This window comes from Amycolatopsis sp. NPDC104863, from assembly GCF_055582965.1.
Map to the genome: position 1 here is coordinate 182,450 of NZ_JBVJOW010000003.1, position 16,304 is coordinate 198,753.

A 16,304-nucleotide genomic window follows, 5' to 3' on the forward strand; every position below is an offset into this window, starting at 1 on the left:
CGTATCTGCGCGCCGGCCGCCGCCCGCGGGTGCGGGCAGCCTCGCCGGCGGCATCTGCCCGGCAGATGCCCTGGTCACCGACGTTAGCCCCCGGGCACGACGATTTCAAACATCTGTTCGATCGACACGCCGTGTCCGCTCGATTTTGTCGGTGGTAGGTGGTAGACCTTCGCACGGGCGTTCGATAGAACGCTTGTTCGACCTTGATCCACGAGCCGCGACCGGTTCGGGATCCGGGCGGACACCAGGGTTTCGAGGAGGTTCGGATGTCCATTCTGGCCGAACGCGGTCCGGCTCGCCCGGCGGCCCCGGTTCCGGCGCAACCCCGCCCGGTGCGCGTCTTGCGCGGGCGGCGCGGCGAGGTGCAACGCCCGCCGACACGCGCCCGGGTCGTGGCGGGGCGCCGTCCGGCGGGTCAGCCGTGCGCGACACCGCGCCGGGTGCCGGTGCGCTGGCCGTGGCTCGCCGCGCTCGCCGTCGCGAGCTGCCTCGTGATCACCGGTTTGGGTCTTCTGAACAGCGGAGTTTCCGGCGCCCCGGTGCCGGAGTCGACCGCGACGGTGTCGGTCGGGCAGGGCGACACGCTCTCTTCGCTGGCCGCGCGATTCGCGCCAGCGAGCGAGCCTGGCGCGGTTGTCGCCCGGATCAAAGAGCTGAACCGCCTGGACCAGGCCGTTTTGGTCCCCGGGCTGCCGCTCACGGTCCCGGTCGCCGACCCGGCCGCCGTCCCCGCTCCCTGATCCGCGCCGGGCGTCAACCGGTCTCACCCGGGCGGGGATCCGCCCGGCCGCGCCGCTTGCGCGCACACCGCTCGAGTTCTACTCTTCGCCGCTATATGTAGTAGTTACACCGCTGTAGTTGGTCCACAGGTTGGGGTAGACTGGACAGCAGTTGTCCACAGCTGGTCGGCTCTTACCCACCGGATGTCCACAATTCGATCACCAGGTGCAGGGGTGCCGGTGCTCGAGGCACGGCCACGCGTGGTGGCCGGCGGACGTCGACCGGGGCGGCCGGCGCGGAGGGGAAGGTGATCGGCGGATGAGGTGCCCGTTCTGCCGGCATGCGGACTCTCGGGTCGTCGACTCCCGAGAGGTGGATGAAGGCCAGGCGATCCGCAGGCGGCGCTCGTGCGCGTCGTGCGGCCGCCGGTTCACGACGTCGGAGACGATGGTGCTCGCCGTCGTCAAGCGTTCGGGCGTCACCGAACAGTTCAGCCGGGACAAGGTGGTGAGCGGCGTCCGCCGCGCCTGCCAGGGCAGGCCGGTCGACGACGACGCGCTGCAGCAGCTCGCGCAGCGCGTGGAGGAGTCGATCCGCTCCGCCGGGCTGGCGGAGATCCCGAGCCACGAGGTCGGCCTGGCCATCCTGGGCCCGCTGCGTGAGCTCGACGGAGTCGCCTACCTCCGGTTCGCCAGTGTCTACCGCTCCTTCTCCTCGGTCGAAGACTTCGAGAAGGAGATCGCGGACCTCCGTGAGGCCATGGCGGGTGCTGCTGCGCCCGAGGAGAGCGAGCAGCGCGACGACGGCGATTGACCGCGCCGCTGCGGGAGTGAGGGTTCGACCGATGACCGAAACCGTGGGAACCGGGGCCGGCGCGGCCGCCGGCAAGAAGAGCAAGGCGGCCGGCGGGCTGAGCGTGAAGCGCGTCTTCACCACCGAGGGGAAGCACCCGTACGACCAGGTGACCTGGGAACAGCGCGACGTCGTGATGACGAACTGGCGCGACGGCTCGGTCAACTTCGAGCAGCGTGGCGTGGAGTTCCCGTCGTCCTGGTCGGTGAACGCCACCAACATCGTCACCAGCAAGTACTTCCGCGGCGCCGTCGGCAGCCCGCAGCGCGAGCGCAGCCTCAAGCAGCTGATCGACCGGGTCGTGAAGACCTACGTCAAGGCCGCGGGTGACCACGGCTACTTCGCGACGCCGCAGGACCTCGAAATCTTCGAGCACGAGCTCACCTGGATGCTGCTGCACCAGGTGTTCAGCTTCAACTCCCCGGTCTGGTTCAACGTCGGCACGGCGTCGAAGCAGCAGGTCAGCGCGTGCTTCATCCTCGCCGTCGACGACACGATGGAGTCGATCCTCAACTGGTACCGCGAGGAGGGCCTGATCTTCAAGGGCGGCTCCGGCGCCGGCCTGAACCTCTCCCGCATCCGCTCGTCGAAGGAGCTGCTGACCTCCGGCGGCACCGCGTCCGGCCCGGTCTCGTTCATGCGCGGCGCCGACGCGTCCGCGGGCACCATCAAGTCCGGCGGCGCCACCCGGCGCGCGGCGAAGATGGTCGTGCTCGACGTCGACCACCCGGACATCGGGGAGTTCATCCGCACCAAGGCGCGCGAAGAGGAGAAGATCAAGGTCCTCCGCGACGCCGGGTTCGACATGGACCTGTCCGGTTCGGACATCTCCTCGGTGCAGTACCAGAACGCGAACAACTCGGTCCGCGTGACCGACGAGTTCATGCAGGCGGTCGAGAACGGCACCGACTTCGGCCTGCGCGCCCGGCTCACCGGCGAGGTGATCGACCGGACCGACGCGAAGACGCTGTTCCGCGACCTGGCCCAGGCGGCGTGGGAGTGCGCCGACCCGGGCATCCAGTACGACGGCACGATCAACGACTGGCACACCTGCCCGGAGTCGGGCCGGATCACCGCGTCCAACCCGTGCAGCGAGTACATGCACCTCGACAACTCGAGCTGCAACCTGGCTTCGCTGAACCTCCTCAAGTTCGCCACGCCCGAGGGCACGTTCGACGCGCCGCTGTTCGCGCGCGCCGTCGAGCTCGTGATCACGGCGATGGACATCTCGATCTGCTTCGCGGACTTCCCGACCGAGCCGATCGCCGACACCACGCGGAAGTTCCGCCAGCTCGGCATCGGTTACGCGAACCTCGGCGCGCTGCTGATGGCGCTGGGCCACGCGTACGACTCCGAGGGCGGCCGCGCGCTCGCGGCGGCGATCACGTCGCTGATGACCGGCGTGTCGTACCGGCGTTCGGCCGAGATGGCCCAGGCGGTCGGCGCGTACGAGGGTTACGCGCGCAACGCGGAGGCGCACCAGCGCGTCATGCGCAAGCACGCGGCGGCGAACGAGCTCGTCCGCACCTATCACTCGAACGACGCCGCGGCGCGCGCGCTCGCGACGGAGGAGTGGTCGAAGGGCATCGAGATCGGCACGAAGCACGGCTGGCGCAACGCGCAGGCGTCGGTGCTCGCGCCCACCGGCACCATCGGCTTCATGATGGACTGCGACACCACCGGGATCGAGCCGGACTTCTCCTTGGTGAAGTTCAAGAAGCTCGTCGGCGGCGGCTCGATGCAGATCGTCAACCAGACGGTGCCGCGCGCGCTGGAGTCGCTGGGCTACCCCACCGAGCAGGTCGAGGCGATCGTCGAGTTCGTGGCGCAGAACGGCCACGTCGTCGACGCGCCGGGGCTGCGCCCGGAGCACTACGAGGTGTTCGACTGCGCGGTCGGCGAGCGCTCGATCGCGCCGATCGGGCACGTCCGGATGATGGCCGCGGTGCAGCCGTTCCTCTCCGGCGCGATCTCGAAGACGGTCAACATGCCGGAGTCGGCGACGGTCGAAGAGGTCGAGGACATCTACTTCCAGGGCTGGAAACTCGGCCTGAAGGCACTGGCGATCTACCGCGACAACTGCAAGGTCGGCCAGCCGCTGTCCACGGCGAAGAAGGACAAGGCCGCCGCCGTCGCGGAGCCGGAGAAGGTCGTCGAGTACCGGCCGGTGCGCAAGCGCCTGCCGAAGAAGCGCCCGAGCCAGACGGTGTCGTTCACGGTCGGCGGCGCGGAGGGTTACCTGACGGCGGGCTCGTACCCGGACGACGGCCTCGGCGAGATCTTCGTCAAGCTGGGCAAGCAGGGTTCGACCCTGGCCGGCGTGATGGACGCGTTCTCGATGTCGATCTCGGTGGGCCTGCAGCACGGCATCCCGCTCGAGTTCTACGTCTCGAAGTTCTCGAACCTGCGCTTCGAGCCGGCGGGCATGACCGACGACCCGGACATCCGCATCGCGACGAGCGTGATGGACTACCTGTTCCGCCGCCTGGCCCTGGATTACCTGCCGCACGAAAAGCGGTCGCAGCTGGGAATCCTGTCGGCGGACGAGCGCTCGGCAGAGGTCGAGGCCGGCTACGGCGGCGGTGTCGACGTCGAAATGCTGAGCTCCACAGTGGACTCCTCCCCGGAGCCGCACACGGCGGAAACCGAGCACCCCCACCGCGAAGCCCAGACGACAACGGAGCTGATGGAGCTCCGCCTCGGCAAGGCGGCGGACGCCCCGCTGTGCATGACGTGCGGAACAAAGATGCGCCCGGCAGGCTCGTGCTACGCCTGCGAAGGCTGCGGCGCGACGTCGGGTTGTAGCTGACGGTCCGGGTGGAGCAGGCCGGGTCTCGTCACCCGGCCTGCTCTCCGTGCGCGGTGGGTCAAGAATCGGTCGACCACGCGCCTGAGGTCCCTTGGCCGGTGGGCAACGTGAGCTGGGTGCCGATGAGGTCCGATGTAGACAAATCGTCGCCGAATTCGAGTTTGGGCTGAGCTGCGTCCTCGACGGCATTCCGGCCCGCGCCCGGTCGTGAGCGGCACGGCTATTCGTCGTGGTCGTCCTCGGCCTCGGTGTCCCAGTGCTTGGCCTGCCGGCGCAAGGATTCGGCATGGTCGCGGAGTGCTCCGGCTGTGAGCGGCCACCCGACCTCGATCTCGGCGGCCCAGACGAGATAGGTCTCCGCGGAGTTTCGTTCCTGATTGCCGCCGTCGTACTCCCCGCGCGTCGTGAAGCCGATGTTGTTGGCGATTCCTCTCGCGAACCCTCCGCGGAGATCGTCGCCGTCGTCGAGTTCGAGGACGTCCCGGACGGCCTCGGCAGGCCAGGCGCCATCGGCCCCGGCAGGACCGGCGGCCAATAGCGTGCCGATGGCGTCATCGCCGGTGCGCGCCATGCCGATTGTGTCGAGGAGTTCGCGCGCGCGGCGCACCCAGTCGAGCAGCCGGGCCCGATCCACCTGGTCGCCCGCTTGGCCTGGGATGCACCGCATGTGCTCTCCGGTCCACAAGAACCCGTAGGCCTTCGGGTTGATCTTCTCCGTCGGGAGGTAGCGGAACTGGTGCAACTCGACGAAGACAGCCGGATCGGCGGCGATCAGTTCCAGCAGTGCCCGCGGTGCACGCTCGTGGAACAAGGGCGCAAACGCTATTTCCCAGCGCGCCACGGCGTGCAGGCTATGGCCGATGACGTGCAGGTAGTCCAGAAGGCGGCCAACCGCGTATGCGGTGTGGGAAGAAACTTGGCTGGAGGTCTTCAGCAGGCGGTCGAAGGCTGCCTCGACCAGCTCGGCGGTCGGGCGCCAAGGTTGGTCGTTGCCGTGCAATGCCCCTGACAAGGCGTCGATGACGTCCACGGCGCGGCCTTGTCCGAGGATCTCGGCGAGGTACGCCTCCGGCTGCCCGGCAGGAAAGGGAAAAGCCGGCATCAAGGACCAGAAACGATCGCGGACGTCCGGCTCCTCCTGAGCCACCAGGTCGACGGCCCAGTCACTCGGCAGGGCCAGCAGGAACGCCGTCCGACGGGCCGGATCGTCGGGAAGAGAGCTGAACAGGTCGGTTGCCCAGCTTTCGCCCGCGGTCCTGGCCCAGTACCAGATCCAGCCCTCCGCCAGCGGTTCGGTGAGCCTCGCGATCATTTCGTCCCGGACGGTGTCGCCGGCCACCTGGGCGAGCGCCCATCCCACGGTCTGGCCCCGGTCACTCGCGTCCGCCAGCCGGGCCAAGCCGCTGGTCCCGTGTTTGGCCAGTTCTTCTGTCACCACTGCGACGCGAAGCCTTTCGACCGCGGCGCCGTGTGCTTCGAGGTCGGTCAGCTCGACATCGGGGAGGTCCGGGTGCCAGGTGAACAGCCATGCGTGCCGGGTCGGGTCGTCGGTCGGCTCGATCGTGGTGAGGAAGGACGACAGACGGTTGATGGTTTCGATCGGAAGGAACTGTGGCAAGGAAGATCGTTTCCGCTCGAAGTTCACGAGCTTGCGGCCTTGGTCCCACAGCGCGCGCACGGCTTCCGGCTCCGCTTGGCTGAAGTCGGTGGCTTCGAGCGCCGTGAGCAGCGACTCCTGGTGGGAGGCCGTGAGGCCGGTCAGCCGGGGGAGCCAGGTGGCCCACCGGTCCGGGACGGTGCCCAGGTCGGTCAGCACGGCGTCGAAGACGGAATCCCAGTAGATCTTGAGCGAATCTGACGGTGTGGTGGCGGGGCCGAGCCAGTCCTGCCGGACCCGGGGGCGAGCCAGGGGCAGCAGGAAGGGGTCCCGGTCGGTGAGGTCGCTCAGCAACCGCCACCCGACCTCGGGGTACTTGGTGCGAACCTGGCCGATGATCGCGGTCCGGCGCTCGAGCGGTAGCGGGCTTTCCGGTACAGGTGCGATCACTGTGAGCAGAGAGCGGTCTGGCCGGTTGCTCAGCCGGCCACGGGGATCGATGCCGGCGAGTCGCGCCAGCAGCAGCGTGGCTTCCGTACTGTGCTGCGGTGCCCAAACAACCGTTTCGAGTGCCCAGAGCAGCCATGTGTGCGCGGAGTGCCGGTTGAGCGTCCGGCCTTCCGTATCTTCGAACATGACCCGCAGCAGTGGGTCCTGTCCTCGAAGCCCGGCACTCACGGCGTCCAGGAACACGCGTGGAGCGGCCTCCGCGAGCAGCGGGAGAACGTCACGGAGCGAACGCCAGGCCAGTCCGGTTCGGTCGGCGTTGGCCTGCCGCAGCAACTGGTGGACGATCGTCGCGGCGATGTCACCGGCGGTGCTGCCGGCGATCCCGGCGGATCCGGAATCTCCGAGCCGGGCCAAGCCGTGCGCGATTCCTTGCCGCAGGTCGTCCGACCAGGTCCGGACCGCGCCCTTGACCTTTGCGGTCGGCACCTCCGAGTCAGGCAAGGAGAGCACGGGGTCGCTCTCACTCAGGACGTCGATCGCCGCGGCGCTGAACTGGCGGATGTCCGTGTCGCTGACCTGGGTCAGCAACTGGGACCACGCGTCCGAGGGATCGGCGAGCTGCCAGCGTGAACCGCTGCGGTGGAGGAAAGGATCCCGGGAAACCTTGGTGGCCGTGGCGAAGCGCTCGACCCGCGCGTACGTCTCGCCGGTGATCCCGGCGATGACCTCGTGGTCGGCCTTGGTGGTCGTAGACCACCTGCTGACGAGTGACAGCGGTGCGGCGATGGCCGAATCCGGTGGCCGGCCCCACGGCGGACGAGGTGCGTTCGGGCTCAGCCGCCGGATCAAGGCCTGCGTGCTGCGCCGGGCGAGGCCGGCGAGCTCGTCGGCCTGGTGCAGTGGCACACCCATCGCCAAGAATGCGTCGCGTGCCTTGTCCCTCGGGATGCGCGGCAGGACCAGCACACCGGAGCGCTGCTCGAACCCGTCGCGGGCGATGACGACGTGGCGGCTGGTCTGCCCCTCGGCCACGGGGACGTCGTCGCTCACCACGACCACGGGAAAGGACGGAGGAATCTTGGCCGCGTGCTCCCAGCCCGCCGCCGAAGTCACCCTGACCGCGCGGTGGTGCGGGTCGTGCCGGTCCAGGACAGCGGCGGCGAACACTGCGACCTCGTCGGAGGTCTGACCGCGGATGATCAAGTTTCCCGGCGGCCCGGACAGCCAGGACCGTACCTGCGCCGCCTGCTCGTCGCGGCCGAGCAGGTCGAGCTCCGCAGGTAGCCGGGAGCCGGTCAGCTCGGTGCGCTCCCGAGACCACGTAGCCAGGTCCTTGATCCCTTCCCGGACACCGATGCCGAGGTCGGGTGCGGCGTCGATCAGCCGGTCGACCAGACCGGGGAAGGCGTGCGCGTCGCGGTAGGTGAGCCGCACGTACTGGCAGTTGGCCAGCCCAGCGAGGTCCGGGGGAAGGTCATCGGCCGCGGGCATGGGAGTAGTGAGCCCGAGGACCGGGATGACCGGCTTGCCGGCTGCGAGCGCGCGGGCGATCTCCTGCCTGACCACGTCGTCGGGTTGGAACAGCCGACGACCGAACTCGGGCAGCCAACCGTCTCCGATCACGGCGATCATCGCGGGGCAGTCGTCGACCGCGTCCCACATGATCGGCTCGTAGTCGTGGCCGAGGTCGATCGACCGGCTCGATCGGAAGATCTTGTCCTTGCCGAAGACGGCGCTCAGTTCGGCATCCAGCCAAGCAGCCTTGTCGGCACCGTCGCCGCGGCGGAAGTTGATGAACACCATGCCGTTGATCGTGTCCGGTCCTGGTGCGCGGCTCAAGGTGTTTCCCGTTGCCTACTCGAGCGGAACAAGACACTTCACCGGATCTCCACGGAAGCGGCGCGGTTCCGCCACACCGATCCGGCATCATCGAGGCGATGACGGACGAACGCTGGCTCCAGGACTTCGAAACCGAGGCCGAACGCAGGCGGCGGCGCGAAGATCCGCCGTGGTCGCGCGGAGCCCGGTTGCACCCCGACGTCGCGCGGAGCGTCCAGCGGTTCCAGGTCGGCGAGGCCGGCGACGGCGCCAACCTCATCGCGAAAGCCGGCGGGGGCAGTTATCTCGCCGCCGTCAAGCTCTTCGTCGCCGAGGAGCAGAACCATGCTCGGATGCTTGACGGACTGCTGCGCGCCGCCGGGGTGGCGACCATTGCGAGCCACTGGTCGGACACCGTCTTCGTGTGGTTGCGGCGGGCGCTCGGGCTGCGGCTGGAGCTGATGGTTCTCCTCATCGCCGAGGTCGTCGCGCTGCGGTACTACCGCGCGCTGCGGGACGGGACCGGCGATCCGCTCGTCACGCAGGTCGCCGCCCGGATCCTCGCCGACGAGGAACGGCACGTGCCGTTTCACTGCCACCGGCTCGAAATCGGTTTCCGCGGGCTCGGGAAACCGCTGCGTGCCGCGGTTTTCGCGGGCTGGCGGGTGCTGCTGCTCGGCGTTGTGATCACGGTCGCCGTCGATCACGGGCCCGCGCTGCGCCAGCTCAACGTCGGACGGCTGGTGTTCGTCGCCGACGTGCTCACCGCCTTCGAGGCCGCGCTCGCGCGGATCCGCGGGGACGCGCCGAAGCCGAAACCGCGGCACGTCCCGAGGCGGGCGAGGCCGCGGGGACTCGTCTAGAGCGACCGAAGCGCCAGCTCCCGCAAAGCCGCGGTGATGCGTTCGGGGGAAACGCCGCGCGCGGTCTGGTGCAGGAACAGCTCCGGCGCCAGCGGAGCCAACAAGACGTCCGCCAGCACGTCGGGGTCTGGAGCGTCCGCCGCCAGAGCGCGGACATGGGCGCGCCAGAAGCCGTACGCGCCCGTTGTGAAGCGGGAATGACCCACCTCGGCGCCCAACACCAACGGTGCATGGCGGGTCAGCAGCTCCACCATCGCTTCATAAAACGCCGCCAAGCGCGACGCCGGGGGAGCGCCCGGGCCCAGCGGGGGATCCCCGCGCAAGAGGGACTCCTGCAACCTGCGCTCGTGCTCGTCCAGCAGTGCCACCGCGATCGACGCGCGGTCCGGGTAACGGCGGTACAGCGTGCCGCGGCCGACGCCCGCCGCCTGCGCTATGTCCTCCATTGTCACCTCGGCCGCTCCACGGACTTTGAACAGCTCTTCGGCCGCCGTGAGGATCTTGGCGCGGTTGCGGGCCGCGTCGGCGCGTTCGGGCATTCGCCCAGCCTAGGAATAACCGGACACGGCGTCCAGTTGAGCGAAGTGGACGCTGTGTCCACCTAGGAGGAGGACCTGATGGGATGGTTCACGCTGGTCGCCGCCGGGCTGGTCGAGATCGCCTGGTCGCAGAGCATCAAGCCGACCGAGAGCTTCACCAGGCCGTGGCCGACGCTGCTGTGCTTCGTCCTCGGCGCCGCCGCCGTCTACCTGCTGTCACGCGCGATGGACACCGTCCCGGTGGGCACCGCCTACGCGGTGTTCACCGGGATCGGCGCCGTCGGCGCGATCGTGCTCGGCGTGGTTGTGAACAAGGACCCGCTGAGCCTCGGCCGGGTGGCCGCGCTCGCCCTGATCGTCGGCGGCGTGCTGCTCGCCCGCGTCACTTCGTGAGCTGCTCCCACAGGAACTCGAACACCAGCGCCCACTTGAACGCCAGCTGCTCGTTGTCGGCCGCCGCGCCATGGCCGCCTTCGATGTTCTCGTGGTACCGGACGTCGTGGCCCTGCTCGCGCATCCGCGCCACCATCTTGCGCGCGTGGGTGGGGTGCACCCGGTCGTCGCGCGTCGAGGTCACGAACAGCGACGGCGGGTACAAGCGTCCACTGTGGACGTTCTGGTACGGCGAGTACTTCGAGATGAACTCCCACTCCGCGGCCTCGTCGGGGTCGCCGTACTCGGCCATCCACGACGCGCCGGCCAGCAGCAGGTGGTAACGCCGCATGTCCAGCAGTGGCACCTGGCTGACGATCGCGCCGAACCGCTCCGGGTAGCGCGTCAGCATCACGCCCATCAGCAGACCGCCGTTGCTGCCGCCCTGGATGCCGAGCTTCTCCGGCGTCGTGACACCCCGCGAAACCAGGTCGGCGGCCACCGCGCCGAAGTCCTCGTACACGCGGTGCCGCTCGGCCTTGATCGCCTGCGTGTGCCAGCTCGGGCCGTACTCGCCACCGCCGCGGATGTTCGCGACGACGTACGTGCCGCCGCGGGCGAGCCAGCCGCGCCCGATCATGCCGCTGTAGGACGGCGTCAGCGACACCTCGAAGCCGCCGTAGCCGGTCAGCAGCGTCGGGCCGCCTTCGGCGCCGGACGGCCGCACGACGAAGTACGGGATCTTCGTGCCGTCCTCGGACGTCGCGAAGTACTGCGCGACGTCCATCCCCGAAGCGTCGAAGAACGCCGGAGCCTGCTTCAGCACTTCGACCTCTTCGCCGACGTGGCCGTAGCTCAGCGTGGATGGCTGGAGGAAGCCGCTGGAGTTGAGCAGGTACTCGTCGCTGACGTCGGGGTCGGTGTCGAAGATGTCCGCGCTGCCGAACTCGGGACCGCCGGACAGCGGCTCCTCGGCCCAGCCGTCCGGGCCGGGCGTGAGCGTCCGCAGCTCGGTGCGGACGTCGCGCAGCGTGCCGAGCAGCAGGTGGTGGCGCGTCCAGGCCCAGTAGTCGAGCGAGGTGTGCTCGTCGGGCGTGAAGAGCGTCGTGAACGCGCGCTCGCCGGCCATGAAGTCGTCGAAGCGGATGCCGATCAGCGAACCCGCCGGGTGCTCGGCGCCGCCGACCGTCCACGCCGTCCGCGGCCGGACCAGCAGCCACTCGCGGTGCACGGACGCGCTCGCGTCGTCGGGGACGTCGATCTTGACCAGCGCGTCCGGCGTCCGCAGGTACAGCTCGGAGCGGTAGAAGTCGACGGCGCGGCTGACGAAGTCACGCTCGAAGCCTTCGGTCGGGTCGTGGGACGCGCCGATCGAGACGTCGTCGGGCTTGCCCTCGTAGACCGTGACGGCCTCCTCCAAGGGCGTGCCGCGCCGCCACTCCTTCGACAGCCGCGGGTAGCCCGAGCTGGTCAGCGTGCCGGGGCCGAAGTCGGTGCCGACGTAGACGCGGTCTTCGTCGATCCAGCCGATCCGCGTCTTCGCCTCCGGCACGGTGAAGCCGCCCTCGACGAACTCGTGCGCGTCGAGGTCGAACTCGCGCACGACCGTCGCGTCCGCGCCACCGCGGGACAGCTCGACCAGGCCGCGCCGGTAGTCCGGCCGCAGGACGGTCGCGCCCTGCCAGACCCAGTTCTCGCCCTCGGCCTCGGCCAGCGCGTCGACGTCGAGCAGCAGCTCCCACTCGGGCTCGGCCTGCCGGTAGGACTCCAGCGTCGTCCGCCGCCACAGGCCGCGCGGGTGGGTCGCGTCCTGCCAGAAGTTGTAGAGGAGCTCCCCGCGGCGGCGGACGTACGGGATCCGGTCGTCGGCGTCGAGCACCTCGCGCAGCTCGTCACGCAGCTCGGCGAACCGCGCGCCGCGGGTCAGCTCCGCCAGCGTCTCGTCGTTGCGGGCGCGCACCCAGCCGAGCGCGTCGTCGCCGGTCACGTCTTCCAGCCACAGGTACGGATCCTCGACACTCATGACCACAGTTTCGTACGCCCGCCCACCTGGTGGCCACCGGGCGGCGTTTTCGTTTCGTGATCCTGCCCTCCCCGGTCGTCCGTATGCTGGTCACAGCGAGCAGGGGGAGAACGTGAACAACGCCGACGGCCCGGCCGGGCCCGGGGAATCCGGTCTTGCCGGGCCGCCACCACCGCCGCCGATGGTGGCCCGGTCACCGGAACCCGCCTGGACGCCGGATCCCAGCCCGTGGGCGCCCAACTGGGCCGCCGCGCCTCCCGTTCCGATCGCTCCGCCGCGCAGCCGGCTCTGGGGCGCCGTGGTCGGGGTCATGATCGTGGTGCTCGCCATCTCGCTGATCGCGGCCACCATCCCGCGCCGCGTGGACGGCCGCGCGTTCGCCGCCCAGGGCGCCGACATCGGCCGGGCGTACGGCGGCACCGGCTCGACGTCGAACGCGAAGCCCGTGCCGGAGCTGGCCCGCAACCCGCTGCTCGCCGCCGGCATCGCACCGGGACCCGCGACGTGCACGCTGCCCGACCTCGGCCGTGCCCCCGAGCAGCTCAAGGCCTACTACCGCGCGCTGGCCGACTGCCTCGAGCAGTCGTGGCGCCCCGCGTTGCAGAAGGCGAACGAGCCGACGCTGACCGCGACGGTTTCGGTGACGCTGCCCGAGCACAGCGCGTGCGGCGAGGCGCCGACGGAGAACGAAGCCGTCGCCTACTACTGCGGCGGCGACACCACGATCTACGCCCCGACCGACTGGATGCTCTCGGACGCGGGCCTGAACAAGGCCCGGCACATCGCGACGATCGCCCACGAATACGGCCACCACGTGCAGCGTGAGAGCGGGATCCTGTCCGCGGCGGCGGACAAGATGACGTCGCCGAACGAAGACAGCGCGGCCGACAAGGAGGTCGTCCGCCGCATCGAGCTGCAGGCGAACTGCTTCGGCGCGTTGTTCCTGGCCGCCGTCGCCGGGACGGGCTCCATCAGCCGCTCGCTGGCGAACGCCGCCGTCGCCGACTACGGCCGCGCCAACAACAGCGACACGCACGGCTCGCGCGAGCACCAGCTGTCCTGGGCCAAGGCGGGCTACGACGGCAAGGCGACCAAGGCGTGCGACACGTGGAGCGCGCCGGTCACCGAGGTCGGCTGACCGTCCATCCGGGATCGCGGCCGAGCAGGGCGAGGAACCGGTCCAGCTCGCTCGCGTCCGCGGGCACGTCGACGCTGTGGGCGAACGAGTTGTTCTTTTCGCGGCCTTCGTCCGGAATCCGTTCGGCCAGCTGCAGGGCGGCGTGGACGGCGTCGGCGTCCGGCTCGTAGGGCAGGCCGAGCGTGCGGGCCAGGTCCCAGCCGTGCGCGACGGTGTCGACGAGGTGCATGTGCGCGGCGATCGTGCCGGGGAACGTGCCGAAGTGGTTGATGGTGAGCTGCCGGTCCAGGACGGCGTCGTCGGTCATCGCGTCGAGGAAGTCGTCGACGGACGCCTGGTACGTGGCGACGGCGTCGGCGCCGAGGTCACCGGCGTCCCAGTCCGGGGCCGAGCCCTCGCGGGCCGCCGTCGCGAAGGCGTGGTTCTCGCTGACCTGGTGGCGGAGCAGGTCGGCGAGCGTCCAGCCGGCGCACGGGGTGGGCCGCGCGAGGTCGGCGGGCGTGGTGGTGGCGACGATCTTGTCGAGGACGAGCAGGGTGCGGCGGTCGAGTTCGCGGAGATCCATGCTTCGCACGCTAGGCGGGGGATCGGTCCACGAAAAGTGCCAAATAAGTGCCACCTCGGGTGTGCCAATCTGGAGCGGTGGACGTTCACATCGATCTGACCGGGACGCGCGGCCACCGCGACGCGATCTACCGGCAGCTCCGCGCGGCGATCCTCGACGGCCGGATCCGCCCCGGCGAGGCGTTGCCGCCGACGCGGGAGCTCGCCCAGCGGCTGGCGGTCTCCCGGACGACGGTCAGCGCGGCCTACGACCGCCTCACCGCCGAGGGGTTCCTCGCCGGGCGCGTCGGCGCGGGCACGTTCGTCACCGCGTCGCCGGCGACGCGACCCGAGCCGTCACACGTCTCCGGCGTGCGGCCGCTCCCGGAGTGGGACGCGGTGCCGTCGCCGCCCGCGCCGTTCGCCCCGGCGCCCGAGTTCGACTTCCGGCCCGGCGTCCCCGACCTCACGCGGTTCCCGTTCGACACCTGGCGCCGTCTCGTGACGCAGCGGCTGCGCGCCGGCCAGGCCGACCTGATGACCTACGGCGACCCGCAGGGGCACGCGTCCCTGCGTGAAGAGATCGCCCGGCACGTCGGGGTGTCGCGCGATGTGCGGGCGAACGCGGCGCAGGTCGTCGTCACCGCCGGGGCCCAGCAGACGACCGACCTGGTCGCGCGGGTGCTGCTGCGCCACGGCGACCTGGCCGCCGTCGAGGACCCCGGTTACCCGCCGCCACGGCTGGTGCTCAGCGCGCGCGGAATCCGGGTGGCGCCGGTGCCGGTGGACGCGTCCGGGATCGTGGTCAGTGCCATCCCGGCGGGGACGCGGCTGGTGTACGTGACGCCGTCGCACCAGTACCCGCTGGGTCTGTCGATGTCGCTGGAGCGGCGGCTGGAGCTGCTGGACTGGGCCGAGCGGAACGACGCGGTGCTCGTCGAGGACGACTACGACACCGAGTTCCGCTACACCGGCCGGCCGCTGGAACCGTTGCACAGCTTGGATTCCCGGGGCCGGGTGGTGTACGTCGGCTCGTTCTCGAAGGTGCTCTCGCCGGCGCTGCGGCTCGGCTTCCTCGTCGCGCCGCCGTCGCTGGTGCCGGCGTTGGTGAAGGCCCGGTACCTGACCGACTGGCACGCGCCGAACGTCGAACAGGCGGCGCTCGCGGCGTTCATGGCCGAAGGCGGGTTCGCGCGGCACGTCCGGCGGATGCGGAAGGTCTACCGCGAGCGGCACGAACTACTGTCGGGACTGCTCGCTGCCTCGTTCTCGGACTTCCTGACGCCGCTGCCGTCGACTGCGGGCCTGCACCTGAGCGCGACTTCGTCGTCCGATCTCTCCGGCCTGGTCCGCCGCGCCCGGCACGACGGCGTCCGGCTGTATTCGCTCGGCGACTTCAGCGTGGGCGAGCGGCGGCACGGGCTCGTGTTCGGTTACGGTGCGGTCGCGGCCGAGCGGATCGGCCCGGGGCTGGCCCGGCTGCGGGCGCTGGTGGACGAGGGAGCGGCATGACCGACGACGTGATGGTGGCGATCGACGCCGGTCTGCGGCAGCACATCGGCGGCGACCGGGAGGGCGCGTACGCGACCTTCACGGCGTTGTGGGCGTCGATCGGACCGGACGGCGACCCGCTGCACCGCGTCGCGCTCGCGCACCACATGGCCGACGTCTGCGACGACCCGGCGGAGGAGCTCGAGTGGGACCTCCGCGCGCTGGCGGCGGCGGACTCGCTGACCGACTCGCGGGCGCAGGAATACCATTCGTCACTGGCCGTGCGCGGGTTCTACCCGTCCCTGCACCTGAACCTGGGCGAGGACTACCGCAAACTGGGTGATCTTCCGGCGGCTCGCGAGCAGCTTGACCTGGCTCGACGCCGTCTGGACGCCCTCTGCGACGACGACTACGCGGCCGGGATCCGCCTGGCACTGGACGGGTTGGCCGAACGGCTCGGCTGAATCGTTTTCAATACCACGAATTCGCCCCGTTTGCCGGACTTTCGCCCAGGTCCCGGTGCCCTTAACCTGTGGTGATCCAGCTCACCGACGGGAAGGATCGCCATGCGGATTGCGGATCTGCTGCGCAAGAAGGGGTCGGCGGTCGCAACGGTCACCCCGGAGACGACGGTGACCAGGCTGCTGGCCGGCTTGGCCGAAAACAACGTGGGCGCGATGGTGGTGGTCGCACCGGACGGGTCGATCGCCGGAATCGTCTCCGAACGCGACGTGGTCCGCCGCCTCAACGAGCACGGCCCCGGCCTGCTCGACGGACCGGTGTCGGAGATCATGACGAAGCTGGTCGCCAGCTGCGGCCCGGACGACTCGGTGGACCAGCTCTCGGTCCTGATGACGGAGCGGCGCATCCGCCACGTGCCGGTCCTGGTGGACGGTCGCCTCGCCGGGATCATCTCCATCGGGGACGTAGTGAAGAACCGGATGGAGGAGCTGGAGAAGAGCCAGGAACAGCTGGAGGCCTACATCTCGCAGGGCTGACCCCGGGTGGGGGGGGGGGGGGGGGGGGGGGGGGGGGGGGGGGCGGGCGGGGGTTTTCCTCTCTCTCCCCTCTTTTTTGCGACTCCTCTTG

At 70.1% G+C, this 16,304-nt stretch carries 13 protein-coding genes; 9 read left to right on the top strand and 4 right to left on the bottom strand.

The genetic code is table 11. The annotated features are described in order from the left end of the window. Positions 1-266 precede the first annotated feature (266 nt). The 3 genes from ACZ63J_RS17515 to ACZ63J_RS17525 all read left to right on the top strand — a co-directional run bounded on the left by ACZ63J_RS17515 (position 267) and on the right by ACZ63J_RS17525 (position 4,381). On the top strand, positions 267-740 hold the full coding sequence (locus ACZ63J_RS17515; protein WP_465307807.1) for a LysM peptidoglycan-binding domain-containing protein: 474 nt from the start codon (positions 267-269) through the stop codon (positions 738-740). Positions 741-1,038: 298 nt separating this feature from the next. Continuing rightward, positions 1,039-1,533: a transcriptional regulator NrdR gene (nrdR, locus tag ACZ63J_RS17520; protein ID WP_465307805.1), complete on the top strand. Its 495-nt coding sequence runs from the start codon at positions 1,039-1,041 to the stop codon at positions 1,531-1,533. A gap of 31 nt (positions 1,534-1,564) precedes the next feature. Beyond that, positions 1,565-4,381 carry a vitamin B12-dependent ribonucleotide reductase gene (locus tag ACZ63J_RS17525; protein WP_465338075.1) on the top strand — a complete coding sequence of 939 codons (2,817 nt, stop codon included), beginning with the start codon at positions 1,565-1,567 and terminating at the stop codon, positions 4,379-4,381. A gap of 220 nt (positions 4,382-4,601) precedes the next feature. On the opposite strand, the gene ACZ63J_RS17530 is transcribed toward ACZ63J_RS17525, so the two are convergent. Continuing rightward, complete coding sequence (locus ACZ63J_RS17530; protein WP_465403144.1) at positions 4,602-8,231, bottom strand: hypothetical protein; 3,630 nt, start codon at positions 8,229-8,231, stop codon at positions 4,602-4,604. Positions 8,232-8,365: 134 nt separating this feature from the next. On the opposite strand from ACZ63J_RS17530, the gene ACZ63J_RS17535 reads away from it, so the two are divergent. After that, positions 8,366-9,109 carry a ferritin-like domain-containing protein gene (locus tag ACZ63J_RS17535; protein ID WP_465403145.1) on the top strand — a complete coding sequence of 248 codons (744 nt, stop codon included), beginning with the start codon at positions 8,366-8,368 and terminating at the stop codon, positions 9,107-9,109. On the opposite strand, the gene ACZ63J_RS17540 is transcribed toward ACZ63J_RS17535, so the two are convergent. Further along, complete coding sequence (locus ACZ63J_RS17540; RefSeq protein WP_465403146.1) at positions 9,106-9,648, bottom strand: TetR/AcrR family transcriptional regulator; 543 nt, start codon at positions 9,646-9,648, stop codon at positions 9,106-9,108. The two genes, ACZ63J_RS17535 and ACZ63J_RS17540, sit on opposite strands and share 4 nt — an antisense overlap. A 78-nt stretch (positions 9,649-9,726) precedes the next feature. Between ACZ63J_RS17540 and ACZ63J_RS17545 the strand changes: the two genes are divergently transcribed. Beyond that, positions 9,727-10,041 carry a DMT family transporter gene (locus tag ACZ63J_RS17545; protein WP_465403147.1) on the top strand — a complete coding sequence of 105 codons (315 nt, stop codon included), beginning with the start codon at positions 9,727-9,729 and terminating at the stop codon, positions 10,039-10,041. Here the strand turns inward: ACZ63J_RS17545 and ACZ63J_RS17550 are convergent. Continuing rightward, positions 10,031-12,043, bottom strand: a complete 2,013-nt coding sequence (locus ACZ63J_RS17550; protein WP_465403149.1) for a prolyl oligopeptidase family serine peptidase — start codon at positions 12,041-12,043, stop codon at positions 10,031-10,033. The genes ACZ63J_RS17545 and ACZ63J_RS17550 overlap by 11 nt on opposite strands. Positions 12,044-12,224: 181 nt before the next feature. Here ACZ63J_RS17550 and ACZ63J_RS17555 point away from each other — a divergent pair, with 181 nt between their 5' ends. Further along, positions 12,225-13,181, top strand: a complete 957-nt coding sequence (locus tag ACZ63J_RS17555) for a neutral zinc metallopeptidase (RefSeq protein ID WP_465403395.1) — start codon at positions 12,225-12,227, stop codon at positions 13,179-13,181. On the opposite strand, the gene ACZ63J_RS17560 is transcribed toward ACZ63J_RS17555, so the two are convergent. Next, positions 13,165-13,746, bottom strand: a complete 582-nt coding sequence (locus ACZ63J_RS17560) for a TIGR03086 family metal-binding protein (protein ID WP_465403150.1) — start codon at positions 13,744-13,746, stop codon at positions 13,165-13,167. The genes ACZ63J_RS17555 and ACZ63J_RS17560 overlap by 17 nt on opposite strands. Positions 13,747-13,823: 77 nt before the next feature. Here ACZ63J_RS17560 and pdxR point away from each other — a divergent pair, with 77 nt between their 5' ends. The 3 genes from pdxR (at position 13,824) to ACZ63J_RS17575 (ending at position 16,213) form a co-directional block, all read left to right on the top strand. Continuing rightward, complete coding sequence (pdxR, locus tag ACZ63J_RS17565; protein ID WP_465403152.1) at positions 13,824-15,236, top strand: MocR-like pyridoxine biosynthesis transcription factor PdxR; 1,413 nt, start codon at positions 13,824-13,826, stop codon at positions 15,234-15,236. Continuing rightward, positions 15,233-15,679 carry a hypothetical protein gene (locus ACZ63J_RS17570; protein ID WP_465338066.1) on the top strand — a complete coding sequence of 149 codons (447 nt, stop codon included), beginning with the start codon at positions 15,233-15,235 and terminating at the stop codon, positions 15,677-15,679. Before pdxR ends, ACZ63J_RS17570 begins: the two co-directional genes overlap by 4 nt. Positions 15,680-15,781: 102 nt before the next feature. Beyond that, a complete protein-coding gene (locus ACZ63J_RS17575) occupies positions 15,782-16,213 on the top strand; it encodes a CBS domain-containing protein (protein ID WP_465307784.1) in 432 nt (143 codons plus the stop codon). Positions 16,214-16,304: the final 91 nt, after the last annotated feature.